The following is a 19,505-nucleotide window of genomic DNA, read 5'->3' as shown; positions in this document are numbered from 1 at the left end:
AGAAAGCAAATACTACATCTTATTTATAAGACGTTTTTTGAACAGGCGTTGTTTGGCCTGACTTATCCTGAGCTTGTTTAGCTGCTCGTTTTATTGCTTTGCGTATACGTGGATATGTTCCACACCGACAGATATTACCGCTCATAGCGGCATCAATATCATCGTCTGTGGGATTGGGATTACTTTTAAGTAATGCTACTGCTGACATAATTTGCCCGGATTGGCAATAACCACATTGAGGAACCTGCTCTTCTATCCAGGCTAGTTGCACAGGATGATCTGTGTTGGTAGAGATACCCTCAATGGTTGTAATCTTTTGACCGGATTGAACTACAGATATAGGAGTAGAGCATGACCGAATAGGATTTCCATCCAAATGGACTGTGCAGGCACCACATAGTGCCATACCACATCCGAATTTTGTTCCGGTGAGCCCAACAAAATCTCTGATTACCCATAATAAAGGCATTTGAGGATCTACATCAACCGTATGCGATTGGTTGTTGATAGAAAGTGTGAATGATGCCATATGAAAAGAGGTTTTATGTTATCTTAACTAATTAATTTGTTTGTATTTATCTTTCTGATAATGAGGTGTGATATCTTAATGTATACATGGCAAGAGTGCTTGGGATTGGCTCTCAATTATGAGAGATTTTGAGATAAAGTTAGATTTTTTGATAAAACTATGAAACAGATTGCCAGGTATATTTCACGAATGGTTGGAAAAACACTATGACTGGAACGAGAGAGTGTAGTAAACTGTCACTTTTGGCAACATTGCAGTTATCTGTATTGGTCTAGTTCCTTTGATTTATGCTGTTTCATTATGAATTTTCATGGAAGATTCTATTCTTACTATTTTAATCACAATAGATTCTTCCTCTCAATCTTTCGAAAAAAGCTTTACCTTTGTTGTATTCATGACGATAAGCAGTAGTGTCTATTGAAAAGATATCTGTCGACCTGTCAGATATTTGGTTGTTGGCACAGCTATTGTCAGTAAATCAGAATCAATTACATATCACATCATAAAATATGTTGAATTTTCTAACTAAATCCGTTACCAAATTTTTTGGTACCAAGTCGGAGCGGGATGTAAAGGAGCTAACCCCTTACATAGGAAAAGTGAATGCAGAGTTTGAGAAGCTTAGCTCCCTTACGAATGATCAACTTCGCGAGCAGACTTTTGAGCTTAAGAATATAATCCGTGAAAGACTGAAGTCTACCGAAGATGAGATTCAATCTTTGCGTCAGAGAGTGGCTGAGGATTTTACCATGGGACTGGATGAAAAAGAAGCTATTTTTAGTAAGATAGATGAGTTAGCTAAAGAGGTTAATAAGCAGCTGGAAGTTGTTTTGCTGGAAATTTTACCACGTGCATTTGCTGTAATTAAAGAGACTGCCCGTCGTTTTACAAATAATGAGGAACTGGTTGTTACGGCACTACCTTATGATCGCGAGATTGCGGCAAAAAAGGCTCATGTAAGTATTGAAAATGGAGATAAAGCTGTATGGAAGAACCGTTGGCTGGCAGCAGGAAGTGAGATTGTGTGGAATATGGTACATTATGATGTACAGATTATAGGTGGTGTGGTATTGCATCAGGGAAAAATCTCAGAGATGGCTACCGGTGAAGGTAAAACGCTAGTTGCTACATTTCCTGCATTCCTCAATGCCTTAGCTGGAAAAGGTGTACATATTGTAACGGTTAACGATTATCTGGCTAAGCGTGACTCGGAGTGGATGGCTCCTTTGTTTGAGTTTCATGGCTTAACTATTGATTGTATAGATAAGCATCAGCCAAATACAGAGGCTCGTCGCAATGCATATGCTGCAGATATTACGTATGGTACCAATAACGAATTTGGTTTTGACTATCTGCGTGACAACATGGCACGTGAAGTAGGAGAACTGGTACAACGGAAACATCACTATGCAATGGTCGATGAGGTTGACTCCGTTTTGATTGATGATGCCCGTACTCCATTGATTATTGCAGGTCCTGTAAGTCGTAGTGATGAACAGATTTTTTATGATCTGAAACCTCGTGTACATTCTCTGGTAGAAGCTCAGAAAAAAATCACTCTTGATTTCCTGAATGATGCAAAGAAAAAGATTGCTGCCGGAGATGATAAAGAAGGTGGAGTATCGTTGTTCCGGGCATTCCGTGGTTTGCCTAAGAATAAGCCATTAATTCGCTATTTGGGTGAACAAGGAACAAAAGCTGTATTACAAAAGACAGAAAACTACTATTTGCAGGATAACCAGCGTTTGATGCCTGAAGCAGACGAACCGTTGTTATTTACTATTGATGAGAAAAACAATCAGGTAGAGCTTACTGAGAAAGGGATTGATTATATTACCCGCTCAGGAGAAGATCCTCACTTTTTTATACTACCCGATTTATCTATTGAGTTAGGTAAGATTGAGAAAAATGCCAGCTTAACTGATAGTGAGAAATTACAGCAGAAAGAGGCATTGATTTCTGATTATTCTGCCAAATCTGAACGTATTCACGTTATTAGCCAATTGCTGAAAGCATATACTCTTTTCGAAAATGAGGTAGAGTACATTATCCAGGAAGGTAAAGTGAAAATCGTAGACGAGCAGACTGGTCGTATCATGGAAGGTCGTCGTTATTCTGATGGATTGCATCAGGCGATTGAAGCAAAAGAAAATGTGAAGATTGAAGAAGCAACCCAGACATACGCAACTGTAACTTTACAGAACTACTTCCGGATGTACCATAAATTGGCTGGTATGACAGGTACTGCGGAAACAGAAGCAGGTGAATTCTGGCAAATCTATAAACTAGATGTAGTTGTTATTCCAACTAACCGTGCTATCACCCGTGAAGATCGTGAAGATAAAGTATATCGCAGTGTTCGTGAGAAATATAATGCAGTTGTAGATGAAATTGTTGGGCTCGTTGAAAAAGGGCGTCCTGTGCTTGTAGGTACTACTTCTGTTGAGAATTCTGAGATTCTGAGTCGTCTGCTTACTTTCCGAAAGATCAAACATCAGGTATTAAATGCTAAGCAACACCAACGCGAAGCAGAAATTGTAGCTGAAGCAGGTAAGCCAGGTACTGTTACCATTGCAACTAACATGGCTGGTCGTGGTACCGATATAAAACTGACTCCTGAGTCCAAAGCTGCGGGTGGACTAGCGATTGTAGGTACAGAACGTCATGAAGCTCGTCGGGTAGATCGTCAGTTACGTGGTCGGGCTGGTCGTCAGGGTGATCCAGGTACATCACAATTCTTTGTGTCATTAGAAGATAACCTAATGCGTTTGTTTGGTTCTGACCGGATTGCTAAACTGATGGATCGTATGGGACTGGAAGAAGGAGAAGTGATTCAGCACTCTATGATTACTAAATCCATTGAAAGAGCACAACGCAAAGTAGAGGAAAATAACTTTGGTATTCGTAAGCGTTTACTGGAATATGATGATGTGATGAACTATCAGCGGGAAGCTATTTACCGTCGTCGTCGCAATGCCTTATTTGGTGACCGGGTGCAATTGGATATTCTGGATAGCTTACACTTTATTTGTGAGAATATTGTAGAAAATACGGCAGGTAATACAGACAACTTCCGCCTGGAAGTATTGCGTACCTTAGGCTTTGAAACTACTATTGCAGACGACGAATTCCGCCGTTTGAAAGCAGAATTACTGGCAAACAAATTATATATTGAGGCTGAAAAGCATTATTTCAGCAAAGAAGCGCGTATTGCTGAGAAAGCAATGCCTGTGTTACGGGATGTATATCAAACCCGGGGTCAACATATCCAGGATGTGGTAGTGCCATTTACCGATGGGGTCCGCCAGATTGCAGTATCTGCTGATCTCAAAAAAGTGGTGGAGAGCGATGGTCGTGAACTGATTCGTGCTATGGAAAAGATTACTACTCTGGCTCTTATTGATCAGGAGTGGAAAGAGCACCTGCGCGATATGGACGATTTGAAACAATCCGTTCAGAATGCAGTGTTTGAACAAAAAGATCCTTTGTTGATCTATAAGTTTGAAGCAGTTGAATTATTCCGCAAATTTGTAGCGCGTGTAAATGGGGATGTGATATCATTCCTGATGAAAGCTGAAATTCCTGTGGAAGATAGCAGTGAAGTACAGGAGGCTCGTCAGCCTGTGCGTAAGCAACAGCCTAAGCTACAGGTAAGCAAAGAAGAGTTTCATTCTCCGATAAATCCTGAATATAGTGGTGGACCTGTTGTAGAAGAACCGTTACCCGTAGAAAAGATCAATCCTATTCGGGTGCAGAAGCTTCCTAACAGAAATGATGTAGTAAGTGTCAAATACAAGGATGGAAGTATCAAACGGGATGTAAAGTTTAAGAAAGTAGAAGATGATCTGCGTAATAATCTGTGTGTATTGATTGACTAATCATCATCTCTATAGGTAAAATAAAAACCTGACAGTTATAAGTAACTTCTGTCAGGTTTTTTCGTTTGAAAAGATAGTGTTTTCTTTGTAATCTTTAGTGATAGTTCTGGTAATATAGAATAGGTCTTTAAGCAATTTTTTATGATATCATATCGTGTGTTTGTGCTAGGAATAATTTGTGTTTTTGTGGGTATTCTCGAAAGTTGTGTTTCAGGAAAAGCTGCTAGTAAAACAACTAGTAATGTAGGGTCTTTTAAGGATGATGTATCTGCCTATCGGCCTGTTTATACAGTAAGTAACGAAACAAAAAGTACTGCGACTCCTGTATCCGAACCAGGTAAGCCTGTCACAAAGGGTAAGCCTGTTGGAGACATTACACAAAAGCTGGATGTAATTCTGGATACTATTGCCAATACAAATAAGAATATTCGGTTTGCTCAAGGATATCGGGTGCAAATCTATTCAGGCAACAGTAGTGATGAAGCAAACCGGGCCAGAGATCGATCCTATACATTATTTCCAGATATTACCCCTCATATTGTCTATGTGCAACCCAATTTTCGGGTAAAAGTAGGTGATTTTATTGATCGGCTAGAAGCACAACGTGTGTATGTAGCCTTGAAGGCCGAATTTCCTACAGCATTAATTGTTCCAGAACGCATTGAGATCAGATAGAATACACAGAAAGTAGAAATTGTTCGCATAAGTGTGATAACGGGTAGAAGGATGGTATAAAAAATAGAAGCCTTGTTATATAACAAGGCTTCTATTTTTTATATTCGGCATGTCACCAATTATTATTGGGAGTTCTATCTAAAAGTAAAATATTTTTTATTGTAGAATCTCTTCGTAAAATATTTTATTATTTTTATCGCTTCATAATTCTCATTGTTTGACTTTCGTGTATGACCTGCTCTTCTCTTAAAGTTACCCTATGGTGTATTTGCCTGGGGATGATTGTAGCATGCAAAAGTGCTTACGTCAAGAACTCTTCTGCTTCTTCTGCAGAACAAAACGATCTCACCACATATGTTGACCCTTATATTGGTACTGGTTTCCATGGGCATGTATTTCTGGGCGCCAATGTGCCTTTCGGGGCTGTACAATTAGGGCCTACTCAGATTTCTGAGGGCTGGGACTGGTGTTCCGGATATCATTACTCTGATTCAGTTATTATTGGTTTTGCTCATACTCATCTGAGTGGTACTGGGATAGGAGATCTGGGGGATGTACTAATCATGCCTACTACCGGAAATGTAAAGGTTACCAAAGGTACACCCAAAGATTTGAACAGTGGATATTCATCCTTGTTCTCTCATAGTGATGAAATAGCTAAGCCGGGATATTATTCTGTCCTACTGAAAAGATATGGTATCAAGGCTGAACTAACTGCTACAGAACGAGTTGGTTTTCATCAATACACTTTTCCAAAGTCTTCAGATGCACACTTGGTAATTGACTTGAAAGAAGGTATTGGTTGGGATCTGGCTACTGTTACACGACTAGAAAAGTTGAATGACTCTACTTTGATTGGTTTTCGAAATTCCAAAGGCTGGGCACCCGATCAACGTTTGTTTTTTACAATAATCTTCTCGAAGCCAATTAAGCAGTTTGATTTATATAACGATCAGACACCTGTTAAAGGGACTATGGCTGATGGCAATCGAATCAAAGGTGTGGTTAGCTTTGCTACTACTGAAAATGAAATAGTACATGTGAAGGTCGGTATTTCTCCTGTAAGTGCAGACAATGCACTGGCTAATATTCAAACCGAATTGCCACACTGGAATTTTACAAAAGTAGTAAATAATGCAAAAGCTGCCTGGAACAAAGAATTAAATAAAGTTGCTGTCCAGTCAAACGATACCAAACGACTGAAGATATTTTACACAGCATTGTATCACACTATGATAGCTCCCTCTACCTTTAATGACCACAATGGGGACTACAGGGGTACAGATAAACAGATTTATAGGAGTGCACCATTTACCAATCTGACAACCTTTTCTCTCTGGGATACATATCGAGGAGCCAATCCTCTATTTACTCTTGTACAACCTCAGCGGGTAAATGATATGGTGAATAGCATGTTGGCTATTTATCAACAACAGGGAAAATTACCTGTATGGCATTTGATGGGAAACGAAACCAATACCATGCCTGGTAATAGTGCTATTCCCGTAATTGCGGATGCCTGTCTGAAAGGATTTAATGGATTTGATGTAAATCTGGCCTTTGAAGCGATGAAAGCTTCTGCTATGCTGGATGAACGTGGACTGAACTATGTAAAGAAACAAGGGTATATACCCGCCAATGCTGAGTTAGAAAGTGTGTCCAAAGGGATGGAATATTCTATTGATGACTGGAGTATTGCACAGGTTGCTAAAATGTTGGGTAAGGAAGAAGATTATCAGTATTTCAGCAGACGAGGTGCTAACTACAAAAACTATTTTGATCCTGCAATCCGCTTTGTAAGAGGTCGTATCTCGGATACTGAATGGCGTACTCCTTTTAGTCCTTTTATTACCCGACACATGAAAGATGATTTTGCAGAAGGTAATTCCTGGCAATATACATGGTTGGTGCCACACGATGTAGAAGGACTGGTTCAGTTAATGGGTGGCGAAAAGAAATTCACTGATAAGCTGGACTCATTATTTGTGATCAAAGGTGATATGGGAAATGAAGCTTCCAATGATATTACCGGATTGATTGGTTTATATGCACATGGCAATGAACCTAGTCATCATATTACCTATATGTATGCTTATGTAGGCCAACCTTGGAAGACCGCTGAGAAAGTTCGATATATTCTGGATAACTTATACACTGAAAAGCCTGATGGATTATCAGGTAATGAAGATGTGGGCCAGATGTCTGCCTGGTATGTATTGTCTTCCCTAGGATTTTACTCTGCCAATCCTGCAAATGGAGCCTACGTGATGGGAAGCCCTGTATTTGATGATGTCCGTTTAACTGTTGGAGAGAATAAAACATTTCATATACAGATCAAAAACAATGGTCCACAGAATCTATACATTCAGCGTATGACTCTGAATGGCACATCTTATCCTCAATCATATCTTTTACATAAAGATATGATAAAAGGGGGTGAATTAGTTATTGAGATGGGCAGCAAACCTAGCAAGACATGGGGTGTTGCTAAGGAAAACTGGGCTCGTTCACTGCCAGAATGAAGATTATTCGTTACTTAGTATTCTCCATAGTTAGTGGTTTACAAACCAAAAATTATGGAGAATACCTGTTCTCATTCCGGATATACCACATCACATAGTATTCTTCTATTTTCTTTCAAATCAATAGTATAAATGCTTTTTATTAAACATCAGGCTTACAAGCTGTTGCTTCTATTGTGTTGTATGACTTCAATGTCTTATGCACAGCAGACACCCCTTTTCAGAGATAGTAAACAAACCTTAGCTGTTCGTACTCAGGATTTGTTAAAACAACTGACTCTGGAAGAAAAGATTTCTCTTCTAGGATATCGTAGTCCGGAAATAACTCGTTTAAATATTCCTGCCTATAACTGGTGGAATGAAGCATTGCATGGAGTTGCAAGGGCAGGTGAAGCTACTATTTTTCCTCAGGCTATTGGTATGGCGGCATCTTTTAACGATCAGTTGTTGAAAGATATTTCTTCAGCTATTTCTACGGAGGCAAGAGCCAAGTATAACTTGTCTTTGCAACAGAATCGTCGTATTCAATATATGGGTTTGACATTCTGGTCTCCCAATATCAATATATTTCGTGATCCACGATGGGGAAGAGGACAGGAAACCTATGGCGAAGATCCTTTCCTAACTTCACAGATGGGAGTTGCCTTTATCAAAGGACTGCAGGGAGATGATCCTCGTTATCTGAAAACATCAGCCTGCGCCAAACACTTTGCAGTGCATAGCGGTCCGGAAGCCGGCAGACATTCATTTAATGCAGTGGTAGATGAAAAAGATTTACGAGAAACGTATTTGTATGCGTTTAATAAATTGGTTGATGCAAAGGTTGAGTCTATTATGTGTGGTTACAACAGAGTGAATAATGAACCTTGTTGTACAAGTAATACTTTACTAAACGACATCCTTATAAAGGAATGGCATTTTCAGGGACATAAGGTAACAGATTGTGGTGCTTTAGATGATATTTGGTCGAGACATAAGGTTATGAAAGGCCCGGTAGAAGTAGCTGCAGCTGCAATCAAAGCAGGTATCAATCTGGATTGTTCTAATATCCTGCAAAAAGATGCATTACAGGCAATTAAAGAGGGATTGCTTACTGCTGCTGATATTGATTCAGCTCTGGCACCTGCTTTACGTACACAGTTTAAACTGGGTTTCTTTGATGATCCTTCTCTGGTTCCCTATAGCAACCTGGGTGCTGAAAGTGTTCGTTCTCCAGAACATGTAGCTCTGGCAAGAAAGATGGCACAACAGAGTATGGTCCTTTTGAAGAATAGCAAGGGAGTTCTCCCATTAAAACAATCACAGTATAATAGTATTATGATTCTGGGACCTAATGCGGCATCATTGGACGCATTGGTTGCCAATTATCATGGGGTATCTAAAAATACAGTGACTTTTGTAGAAGGAATTACTGATGCTGCCGGTCCTGGAGTAGGTGTACAATATGATCAGGGATGTGACTATACGGATACAACACGTTTTGGTGGACTTTGGGCAGCGGAAAATAGTGATTTATCTATTGCCGTACTTGGATTAACACCTGTATTAGAAGGTGAAGAAGGAGACGCTTTCCTTGCGGCTAGTGGTGGAGATCGAGTAAATATGAGTTTGCCTGCCAGTCATATTGCTTTTCTGAAAGCGCTCCGCAAACGTCACAATAAACCAATAGTTGCTGTAATTACAGCAGGTAGTGCAATAGATATTGCAGCTATTGAGCCATATGCAGATGCTATTGTTCTGGCGTGGTATCCTGGTGAACAGGGAGGAAATGCATTGGCTGATATTTTATTTGGAAAGATATCTCCTTCAGGCCATTTACCAGTTACTTTCTATAAATCACTTTCTGACCTTACTGCCTATGACAGCTATGTTATGAAAGGAAAAACATACCGATATTTTAGCGGACAGGTACAATACCCATTTGGCTTTGGATTGAGCTATACTTCTTTTGCTTATAACTGGGGTAAAGTGCCTAAAGCTGTTTACTCTGCAAAGGATGTACTGGAATTTACAGTTACTGTAAAGAATACCGGGACAATAGATGCAGATGAGGTAGTACAGGCATATATCCAATATCCAGGTATTGAACGGATGCCATTGAAAGAACTAAAAGGTTTTCAGCGGGTTACTGTGACAAAAAATGGAGAACAGAATGTAACATTCAAGATACCTGTAAGTGAACTGCGTAAATGGGATTTGCAAAAAGGACAATGGAAGGTATATAGTGGTAATTATAAAATCGTATTGGGTAGTCATTCACAGGATGATAAATTGTCTGTAACTATTAAAATAAAATAAGTCAAGTTGGTGCAATAGAAAGAAAGAGTGATCTCTGAAAAGATTTCACTCTTTCTTTTTTTTCATTACTATATACATAAATCGAGCAACATAAATATATGATTAAGAAACTTTTAGCTCTAGTTCTCGTTAGTGGACTTAAAGTGAGCTCTTTGTATGGGCAAACTACATTTGCTGGACTAGAACATCTTTTTACTACACCCAAACAGTATCAGGCTATTTATACTGCCAGGAAACCTGTGATTGATGGAGATATCAATGATCCTGCATGGCAATCAGTATCATGGACAGAGCAGTTTACAGATATAGAAGGTGACAAACGACCCAAGCCTGTTTGGACAACCCGTGTAAAAATGGTATGGTCTGATTCTGCTTTGTTCATTGCAGCAGAACTAGACGAACCACATGTATGGGCAACATTAAAGCAACATGATGAAATTGTTTATTATGACAATGATTTTGAGGTGTTCATTGATCCAGACCAAGATACACATCACTATTTTGAGATAGAGGTAAACGCAATAAATACAATTTTTGATTTACTTTTACCAAAACCTTATCGTAATGGAGGCGATGCCATGATTTCCTGGCATGTAGACAAACTGCGTTCTGCTGTGAAGGTAAATGGGACGTTAAATAATCCTGCGGATATAGACAAAGGGTGGACGGTTGAAATGGCTATTCCATTTTGGGCCCTTACAATTGGAAATAATCGGACTGTACCTGAGCATGGCACTTTATGGCGTATAAACTTTTCACGTGTAGAGTGGGATACAGATATTCAGAATGGGAAATATGTAAAACGTAAGGATGCTAATGGACGAAATCTTCCAGAGCATAACTGGGTCTGGTCACCACAGGGAGTGATTAATATGCATTACCCGGAAAGATGGGGTTATTTGCAGTTCGTACATACAATATCCTCTGGTTCGATTGTTTTACCATATTCCGAACAACAAAAGCATTACCTGTGGCTGATATATTATCGGCAAAAACAATATCATGAGAAATATGGGAAATATGCAGCTCATGTATCTGATTTACAGTTTACGTCTAGTCAGGTGATAATTGATAAGCAAATCAATAATATATTTATAGAGGCTACTACTCATCAGTTTATAGGTAAAATTCAGGGACAAGATAAAGTCCTGTGGTGTATCAATCAGGATGGATTTGTCCAAAAAATTCCACAGACACATTAAATTGGGAAGTGTCCGGAAATAAAACTGTGCATGTTTTTTCAGATTGTACTTAATTTATTTTGATAAAATTCAGAATGAGCATTTACCTTTCTTATACTTTACTGATTAATAAGCATGTGATGATAGCAGAATTGGTGTAATGTTTTGGAAGATTTTGTCCATAAAATTGAATGTCAATATTTTAATTATCATATTTGCACTCTTCAATCGGAAGTAATTTATTAATTTCTATGAAAAAAGCTCTTATTACAGGTATTACAGGACAAGACGGCGCTTACCTAGCCGAGTTATTGCTAAGCAAAGGGTATGAGGTTCATGGTATTAAAAGAAGAAGCTCTCTTTTTAATACGGAACGTATTGATCATTTGTATCAGGATCCACATGAAAAAGGTGTACGGTTTAAATTACATTACGGAGACCTGAGCGATTCAACAAACGTAATCCGTATCATCCAGGAAATTCAGCCAGATGAGATCTATAACTTGGGGGCCATGTCTCATGTTCGTGTAAGTTTTGACGAACCTGAATATACTGCTCAAGTAGATGGAATTGGGACATTACGTATCCTAGAAGCAGTTCGGTTACTGGGTCTGACTAAAAAAACCAAAATCTATCAGGCGTCTACTTCTGAATTATATGGAGGTGTACAAGGACATGCTCAATCTGAAGAAACACCTTTCTATCCTCGTTCTCCTTATGCTGTTGCTAAATTGTATGGTTACTGGATTACAGTAAACTATCGTGAAGCATATGATATGTATGCTTGTAATGGTATTTTATTTAACCACGAGTCTCCATTACGTGGTGAAACATTCGTAACACGTAAGATTACACGTGCCGCTGCTCGTATTGCCTTAGGGTTCCAGGATAAATTATATCTAGGTAACCTGGATGCACAACGTGACTGGGGACATGCTAAAGATTATGTAGAGGCAATGTGGTTGATCTTACAACAAGAGAAGCCTGAAGACTTTGTTATCGCAACAGGTGTGACTACCCGCATTCGTGATTTCGTACGTATGGCATTTGCAGAAGTGGGTATTGAACTGGATTTCAGAGGAGAAGGTATTGATGAGAAAGCCTATGTAGCATCTTGCTCTAATCCTGAATATCAACTGCCAATTGGCAAAGAAATAGTTGCCATTGATGCTAAGTATTTCCGTCCTACAGAAGTAGATCTTTTGTTAGGAGATCCTACAAAAGCAAAAGAAAAATTAGGCTGGAAACTGAAATATGATCTACCTGCCTTGGTAAAAGATATGATGGATGCTGATATTGCATTGTTCAAACGTGATCAACTATTAGCTTCTGAAGGTCATCGTGTATTGAACTACCACGAATAAGATAATCTATAAGATTGTATTTCTTTAATCAGGCTTATCTGCATGCAGATAAGCCTGATTGTTTTTCTGCCATTCTGACACATCTATTAGTCTTGTCTGATTTTTGTAATTGTAATGAATAACCAAGCAAACTGTTTTTATTAATCTCTTGCTATTGTCTATGATGGAAGTAACTGCCAGTAATCAATTAAAAAAGCTTATAATTGTTGGGGATCGGGTATTAATTAAGCCCAAAAGCCCAACAGACAGAACAACTAGTGGATTATATTTACCTCCAACTGTTCAGGAGAAAGAAGATGTACAGAGTGGATATGTTATAAAAGTAGGCCCTGGTTATCCTATTCCGGCTGTTGCAGAAGATGAGCCATGGAAACAAACAGATGAGAAAATCAAATATCTTCCTTTGCAGGCTCAGGAAGGAGATGTAGCTATTTATCTGCAGCGCAACGCTATTGAAGTTGTATATCAGGATGAGAAATATGTAATTGTTCCTCAATCTTCCATACTGATGTTAGAACGTACTGAAGATTTGTTTGATTAGTTTTCCCTAAATAAGTAAAATTGCACATATATCAATTTAAGTTCCAGCTCTGAATATCTTTTAGGCTATCCTGATATATTTTATATCGGGATTTTTTTATGACTTTTATTTATTATTTAGGCTTACTCAATAGTACCACATTTATGAGTCAGGAGATTGAATTAACAATTCTAATGCCCTGTTTGAATGAAGCAGAAACATTAGAAATATGTGTTCAGAAAGCGCAAAAATTCTTAATAGATTACCAGATTGTTGGAGAAGTGATTATTGCAGATAATGGTAGTACTGATGGGTCTCAAGAAATTGCTATCAGGAATGGGGCTCAGGTCGTTGCTATTTCTACTAAAGGTTATGGCGCTGCATTGAGAGGAGGGATAGAGATGGCACGTGGAAAATATATTATCATGGGAGATTCAGATAATAGCTATGACTTTTCCTCTTTGGAATCTTTTGTGAGAAGATTACGCGAAGGATATGATTTGGTAATGGGCAATCGCTTTGAAGGTGGTATAGAGAAAGATGCAATGCCTTTTTTACATCGTTATTTAGGTAATCCTGGTCTTTCTTTTATAGGAAGACTTTTCTTCAGATCTAATACAAGAGATTTTTATTGTGGTTTAAGAGGGTTTAAACGAGATTCTGTTTTAGATATGAATTTAAAGACCACAGGGATGGAGTTTGCATTGGAAATGGTGGTTAAAGCTGGACTTAATGAATTGAATGTAACAGAAGTTCCAACAAAGCTATATCCTGATGGACGAAATCGTCCACCACATTTAAGGACCTGGAGGGATGGATGGCGAAGTTTACGTTTCTTTTTGCTCTATAGCCCTCGATGGTTGTTTCTGATTCCGGGGTTTTCTTTATTGTTAGTTGGAGTACTGCTATCTGTTATTCTTACTTTAAATCCTGTTATTATTGGTGGTGTAAGGTTTGATATACATACTTTACTATATAGCTGCTCCATGATATTTATTGGTTTTCAGTGTATCACCTTTTATTATTTTGCAAGCGTGTTTGCAGTCAGAGAAGGTTTACTACCTGAGCGCTCTTTTCCTGTAAGCTTACTAGATATATTCACTTTAGAGAGAGGTGTTTTTGCTGGGCTTATCTTGATTATATCTGGGATATTTTTAAGTGTTCAGTTATTTAGGGTATGGGTTTATAATGATTTTGGAGATTTAGTAAATCCTGCAAAGACTTTTCGTTTAGCTATTCCTGCTGTCACATTGTCTATAATAGGTGTTCAGATAGTTTTATATAGTTTCTTCTATAGTATTCTAGGTCTGAAGACCAAACCATAGTTAGTGAAATAAGTTTATGAAAAGGCAGGAGTATATTTTTTCTATTATAGGTATAGTAATCTATATAAGTTCTGTTAGTTATTACTCACCTCGCATTATTGATGATACCATTTTGCAAACAGCTCGTGCTGTTTCTTATTTAAGAGGACATGGTTTTACACAAGGATATATTACTACTACCAATTTAGCTGAAGTGATGTATATTCCTGATAAAACGTTTGCTCCAGGAGTAGAATATCTGTTAGCTATTTTGATGTCAGTTTTCTCAATGTCTTTGTCTTTATGGTTTGCAACACTATTTGCTTTTTTGTTAATTATATTAGGGTGTTATTATATAGTACAAAAATATATCTCACAGTTTTCTTTTAACGCTATTTGGATTTTCTGGGCTTTTTTTCTTTCTGCACCTATATTATTTCAATACTGTGGTTTATCTGATCTATTGGCCTTAGGATTATTTCTTCTAGCTGTGGGATTTGTTTTTCAAGTAGTTGAAAGAGAATATTTTTCCTATAGGTCATACCTGTTGGCTTTTTCTATTGGAGCTTTATCCTATCTGACTTGTTTTTTCAGATATGCTTATTATCTATTTTTCTGGATTCCTTTATTTTTATTATTAATTTCTACAATCTATAATAGACGGTTGTGGAAATTTTCTATGGTTGCTTTGCTGACAACTATAGTTTTAGTGAGTATCCAGTCTATCTTACAGAGTGGTAGTGGTGGGGATTATTTAAGTAACAGACACCCGGATGGAATTTTATTTAAGTCTTTACATTGGAAAGATTTAGGGAAGATGACAAATTTTATTGCTGATAGTTCTTTTAGTGTAGAGTTTATTAATAGTTTTCTTTATAAAATTCTTAAATACCCTGCTGCTAACACATTATCTTTTCTATTTCAATTTGCTATATGTATTTTAACTATTGTACTTTTATTGAAATGGATAAATGTTATAAAACATAAGGTTACAGATGAAGATAATAGGAAAAGTGGTAGTATAATCAGAAGAGGAATATTTTATTTAGAATGCCAGGATGGATTAATGGAGATGTTTATCATAATAACCATCTGTGTAAATCTGTGTTCCCTGATCATATTCACTGTTATTTTAGGACCATCTACAACTTTAGCAGGGTGGACATATGTAGCAGAGAAAAGATATTATGCTCCTTTAGCTGTAAGCCTATGGTTGATATTTACTAAAATCTATAATACATCAGTCAAGCGTATATATATTCGTCTACTTACAATATTGGTACTCTTTAGTATAGTAGTAGGGACTGGACAATATTTTTTTAAAATAAAAAAAAAATATGCAAACCCTGATATTATAGATTTATATACAATGAGTCAGTTTTTGTATGAAGAACAACAAGGGGAAAATATTTTTGTTACTCCTCATTATGGATATCGTTTAGCTGATCATGCTGCAATGGGAGGTGCTTATTTATGTTTACCTGAACTAATAGATCGCTCTAATATCATCTCTCATAACACAGTTAATATATATATACCTCTTCCTGATGAGGATATTGGTAAGTTAGAAAGAGAACAACTCAAAAAACTTATTAAACGTTTTCGTGCTCAACCGTGGATAAAAGTTAGAACGTTTGGAGTTACGACAATCTATAAAGTAACCTATAACAGCATTAATCAATGAGTTCGCCAATTGTTAATATACAGAAAGGGATCATAAGAAAACTATTAATACATTTTCATCAAAAGGCTTCACATAACAGACGAACCTGCATTTTAACTCAGTTACTAAAACAGAATATTATTGATTGTTTTTCCACTAAAGATACAAATGTTCATTGCTTGGATGTTGGATGTGGTGATATGATTATTGCAGAATCAATTAATGAAAGCTTGCCTAATACTATTTGGCAGTGTATAGATATTCATCCGCTACCAGAAGGCTTGGAGAACAATGCAAAATGGAAAAAATACAAAACATTTGATGGATCTTATATTCCTTTTGCTGATAAGTCATTTGATGTAATTACTTTTTGCGATGTACTTCATCATGCTGGTGAAAATACACCAGTCTTGTTGACAGAAGCTGCTAGAACAGGTAAAATCGTGCTTATAAAAGATCATTTTGAATATAGTTATTACTCACGACTTATGCTTAAGATGATGGACATTGTAGGAAACTGGGCATATGGAATAAACATACCTGAAAGATATTTTACAAAAAAACGCTTTAGTAAACTGTGTGAGGGTGCGGGTCTTGAAATAATAGATATGAATAATCATATCCAATTATATGAACATCTTCCTATAGTGAGAACCATCTTATCTCCTAAATGGCAATTTATTGCAGTATTAAAAGCTGTTAACTAAATAAAAAAGCGAGAGAATTAATCCCTCGCTTTTTTATTGTATCATTCTTCTCTTACTCTGTTATCTATCTTACTAAGCGATAGAAATCCAGGCCAATTGCAAACGCCATTAAACCAAAGAGGAGTACCATGCCAAAACGAAGAGCTACCTCCATGAATTTCTGAGAAGGCGCACGACCTGCTATCATTTCATATAATAAGAATACTACATGTCCTCCATCCAGTACTGGAATTGGAAGGAAATTCATAAATGCCAGTACCATAGAAAGAGTTGCTGTCAGACTCCAGAACTTTTCCCAATCCCAGATACCTCCATACAATTTGCCAATAGAAATAAAGCTACCTAAAGAGTTGGTAGGAGATAATTCGCCTCTGAAGATCTTTCCAAACGCTTTCAGTTGATTTCCGATTACTTCAAATGCTCTGGATGGGGCTTTGGCAAATGCTTCTCCAAAGCTATAATCTATAGTTGCCGTTTCAATATCTTGTTTTGGAATAAATCCTAATACGCCAGTTGTATCCAACTGAGTTGTAGCTTCTCTTACTGTACCTTTATGGTTAATGGTAAATGTAACGGTTTTACCTTTATTAGCTTTCAGCGTTTCCTGAAGCTCATCAAAGAAACGGATAGGAGTACCATTTACTTTTTCAATCTTATCACCAGACTGCAATCCGATTTTTTGAGCAGGACTTTCTTTTGCTACAGGGTCTTTGCCTTTCATCTGAAGAATCAGACGGGCAAGAAAACCTGGTTGTTCAACAGGAGGAACTGTATCAACCGTGAAAGTCATCCGGGGGAAGATGAAGTTCTGAGGACTCTTCTTATTGGATAGATCGTTTAACAGCTTATCCGGAACCTGCAGGTCAATTAATTGTCCATTACGTTCAACAGTATAGTAACTTCCTGAGTTTAAAAGCGATTTGGAAATATCAGAGAAGTCTTCAAATGTCTGTCCATTTAACTTTACTATTTTATCGCCTGTACGTAGTCCCATGTTCTGAGCAACAGGACCTGCCACAATGCCATATTTCAATGCCTTTGTTGGAATATATTGCTCTCCATAAATTAACAACAGGAAGCCAAAGATTACAATGCCGGTGATGACATTGACAATAATTCCACCCATCATAACAATTAAGCGCTGCCAAGCTGGCTTGCTACGAAACTCCCAAGGTTGGGGTTCACTTGCCATCTGCTCTGTATCCATCGATTCATCCATCATACCGGCAATCTTAACATAACCACCTAAAGGCAGAGGTGATAACAGGTATTCTGTTTCACCATGACGAACACTAAATATTTTAGCAGGTAAGAATTTCAAGCCAAACATTTGAGGAGGCAAGCCTAAGGCAAATTGCTCCACACGCATTTTAAACCATTTGGCAGTCAAGAAATGCCCCAACTCATGTACGCCTACCAGAATGGATAAACCCAACAATAGCTGGGCAATCATTACTACTACATCCATTTAAATTTCAGTGCTAAATTTGATATGTGAAATTACTATATTGAATTAGAAATAAATACTCGTTTTTTATTTGAGAATGCGCATCTGTAAGATTCATATCAGTTCTTCTATTCTATATCTTTCTATATTGAAGACGAATGATAATCAGAAAGATTGTTAAAACTTTACACTGTAAGAGGTTCAGATGCTATCCGTCTGGCTTCTTTATCTGTATGGATATAGTCGTCCAATGTCGGATTGCCAATATACGGTACTTTAGCCATACAACGAATAATCCAGTCAGATATTTCCAGAAATCCTATTTCCTCTCTCAAAAATGCTGCCACAGCCACTTCATTAGCCGCATTCACGATACAAGGCATATTACCCCCTTTATCTAAGGCGTCAAAAGCTAGTTGAAGATTTATAAATGTCTTTTTGTCAGGCTCTTCGAAGGAAAGAGTCGGATAATTGGCAAAGTTAAATCGTGGGAAATCCGCAGAAAGTCGTTTAGGATAACCTAATGCGTATTGAATAGGAAGTTTCATATCCGGTAAGCCCATTTGTGCCTTGAGGCTACCATCCTGAAACTGAACCAATGAGTGAATAATGGATTGCGGATGAACTACCACATCTATCTGAGATGGAGTTATACCAAATAACCATTTAGCTTCAATAACCTCAAGTCCCTTATTCATAAGAGTTGCTGAATCAATGGTTATTTTAGCTCCCATATCCCAGTTAGGATGTTTGAGTGCCTGGGCTTTGGTTACTGTGCGTAGGAAGTCTCTGTCTTTGCCTCGAAACGGTCCTCCTGACGCTGTTAAAATAATCTTCTCAATGGGATTGTGCCATTCACCAGCCAAACATTGAAAAATGGCTGAGTGTTCAGAATCAACCGGATAAATACTTACTCCTTTTTCACGTGCTAGTTGAGTAACCAGTTCACCTGCTACAACCAAAGTTTCTTTATTGGCGAGAGCAATAGGCTTACCTGCTTCAATGGCTTTTATGGTTGGGATCAATCCTGCATAGCCTACTAAGGCTGTTAATACAATGTCAACACTTTCCATCTGAACTACAGACGCCATAGATTTAGCGCCTGCATATACTTTCACCGGATGGTTAATTAAGGCAGCCGCTACTTTTTCGTACAAGTCTTCATTACAGATAACAACTACATTAGGCTGAAACTGTATCGCTTGTTGAATTAGTAAATCTGCATTATTCTGTGCTGTTAATACTTCTACTTCAAATGATTCTGGATTGGCCTGAATTACCTCCAATGCCTGTGTGCCAATAGATCCTGTTGAACCCAGGATAGCAACCCGTTTTTTTTGAATATCCATAATAGGGAACCGAGCTTTTAGGGATGTAATTGCTCAGTAATATATATGATTTCTTTTACTCCTGTATT

13 protein-coding genes are annotated in these 19,505 nt (G+C 37.7%); 10 read left to right on the top strand and 3 right to left on the bottom strand.

The window, feature by feature from the left end; all coding sequences use genetic code 11:
- Positions 1 to 19: 19 nt before the first annotated feature.
- Complete coding sequence (locus QNI15_RS34510; protein WP_313988010.1) at positions 20 to 529, bottom strand: (2Fe-2S)-binding protein; 510 nt, start codon at positions 527 to 529, stop codon at positions 20 to 22.
- Positions 530 to 1,038: 509 nt separating this feature from the next.
- Between QNI15_RS34510 and secA the strand changes: the two genes are divergently transcribed.
- From secA to QNI15_RS34460, 10 genes are all read left to right on the top strand, one after another.
- Entirely contained in the window at positions 1,039 to 4,407 is a 3,369-nt protein-coding gene (secA, locus tag QNI15_RS34505; RefSeq protein WP_313999312.1) for a preprotein translocase subunit SecA, read from the top strand.
- Between the two features lie 141 nt (positions 4,408 to 4,548).
- Positions 4,549 to 5,082 carry an SPOR domain-containing protein gene (locus QNI15_RS34500; RefSeq protein ID WP_313999310.1) on the top strand — a complete coding sequence of 178 codons (534 nt, stop codon included), beginning with the start codon at positions 4,549 to 4,551 and terminating at the stop codon, positions 5,080 to 5,082.
- Positions 5,083 to 5,360: 278 nt separating this feature from the next.
- Positions 5,361 to 7,604 (top strand): GH92 family glycosyl hydrolase, encoded by a 2,244-nt coding sequence (locus QNI15_RS34495; RefSeq protein ID WP_314036388.1) that lies wholly within the window; start codon positions 5,361 to 5,363, stop codon positions 7,602 to 7,604.
- A 183-nt stretch (positions 7,605 to 7,787) separates the two neighbouring features.
- The gene (locus tag QNI15_RS34490) at positions 7,788 to 9,902 is read left to right on the top strand and encodes a glycoside hydrolase family 3 N-terminal domain-containing protein (RefSeq protein WP_314036386.1); all 2,115 of its coding nucleotides are present in this window, start codon (positions 7,788 to 7,790) and stop codon (positions 9,900 to 9,902) included.
- A 98-nt stretch (positions 9,903 to 10,000) separates the two neighbouring features.
- Entirely contained in the window at positions 10,001 to 11,104 is a 1,104-nt protein-coding gene (locus QNI15_RS34485) for a carbohydrate-binding family 9-like protein (RefSeq protein ID WP_314036384.1), read from the top strand.
- Positions 11,105 to 11,334: 230 nt separating this feature from the next.
- A complete protein-coding gene (gene gmd / locus QNI15_RS34480; protein ID WP_313999300.1) occupies positions 11,335 to 12,447 on the top strand; it encodes a GDP-mannose 4,6-dehydratase in 1,113 nt (370 codons plus the stop codon).
- 160 nt (positions 12,448 to 12,607) lie between these two features.
- Positions 12,608 to 12,988 carry a co-chaperone GroES gene (locus QNI15_RS34475; protein WP_313999298.1) on the top strand — a complete coding sequence of 127 codons (381 nt, stop codon included), beginning with the start codon at positions 12,608 to 12,610 and terminating at the stop codon, positions 12,986 to 12,988.
- 143 nt (positions 12,989 to 13,131) lie between these two features.
- Positions 13,132 to 14,292 (top strand): glycosyltransferase family 2 protein, encoded by a 1,161-nt coding sequence (locus QNI15_RS34470; RefSeq protein ID WP_313999296.1) that lies wholly within the window; start codon positions 13,132 to 13,134, stop codon positions 14,290 to 14,292.
- Positions 14,293 to 14,308: 16 nt separating this feature from the next.
- Positions 14,309 to 15,955: a hypothetical protein gene (locus QNI15_RS34465; protein WP_313999294.1), complete on the top strand. Its 1,647-nt coding sequence runs from the start codon at positions 14,309 to 14,311 to the stop codon at positions 15,953 to 15,955.
- Positions 15,952 to 16,641: a methyltransferase domain-containing protein gene (locus tag QNI15_RS34460; protein WP_313999291.1), complete on the top strand. Its 690-nt coding sequence runs from the start codon at positions 15,952 to 15,954 to the stop codon at positions 16,639 to 16,641. The genes QNI15_RS34465 and QNI15_RS34460 overlap by 4 nt, the downstream gene beginning before the upstream one ends.
- Before the next feature lie 64 nt (positions 16,642 to 16,705).
- Here QNI15_RS34460 and rseP read toward each other — a convergent pair whose 3' ends face one another.
- A complete protein-coding gene (rseP, locus tag QNI15_RS34455) occupies positions 16,706 to 18,109 on the bottom strand; it encodes an RIP metalloprotease RseP (RefSeq protein ID WP_313999288.1) in 1,404 nt (467 codons plus the stop codon).
- 164 nt (positions 18,110 to 18,273) lie between these two features.
- Positions 18,274 to 19,437: a 1-deoxy-D-xylulose-5-phosphate reductoisomerase gene (locus QNI15_RS34450; protein WP_313988043.1), complete on the bottom strand. Its 1,164-nt coding sequence runs from the start codon at positions 19,435 to 19,437 to the stop codon at positions 18,274 to 18,276.
- Between the last annotated feature and the right edge of the window lie 68 nt (positions 19,438 to 19,505).

The organism is Xanthocytophaga flava, assembly GCF_030068545.1.
In the GTDB taxonomy this organism is placed as follows: Bacteria; Bacteroidota; Bacteroidia; order Cytophagales; family 172606-1; genus Xanthocytophaga; species Xanthocytophaga flava.
Note: the sequence above shows the minus strand (reverse complement) of the source record. Positions and strands in the feature narration are given on the sequence as shown.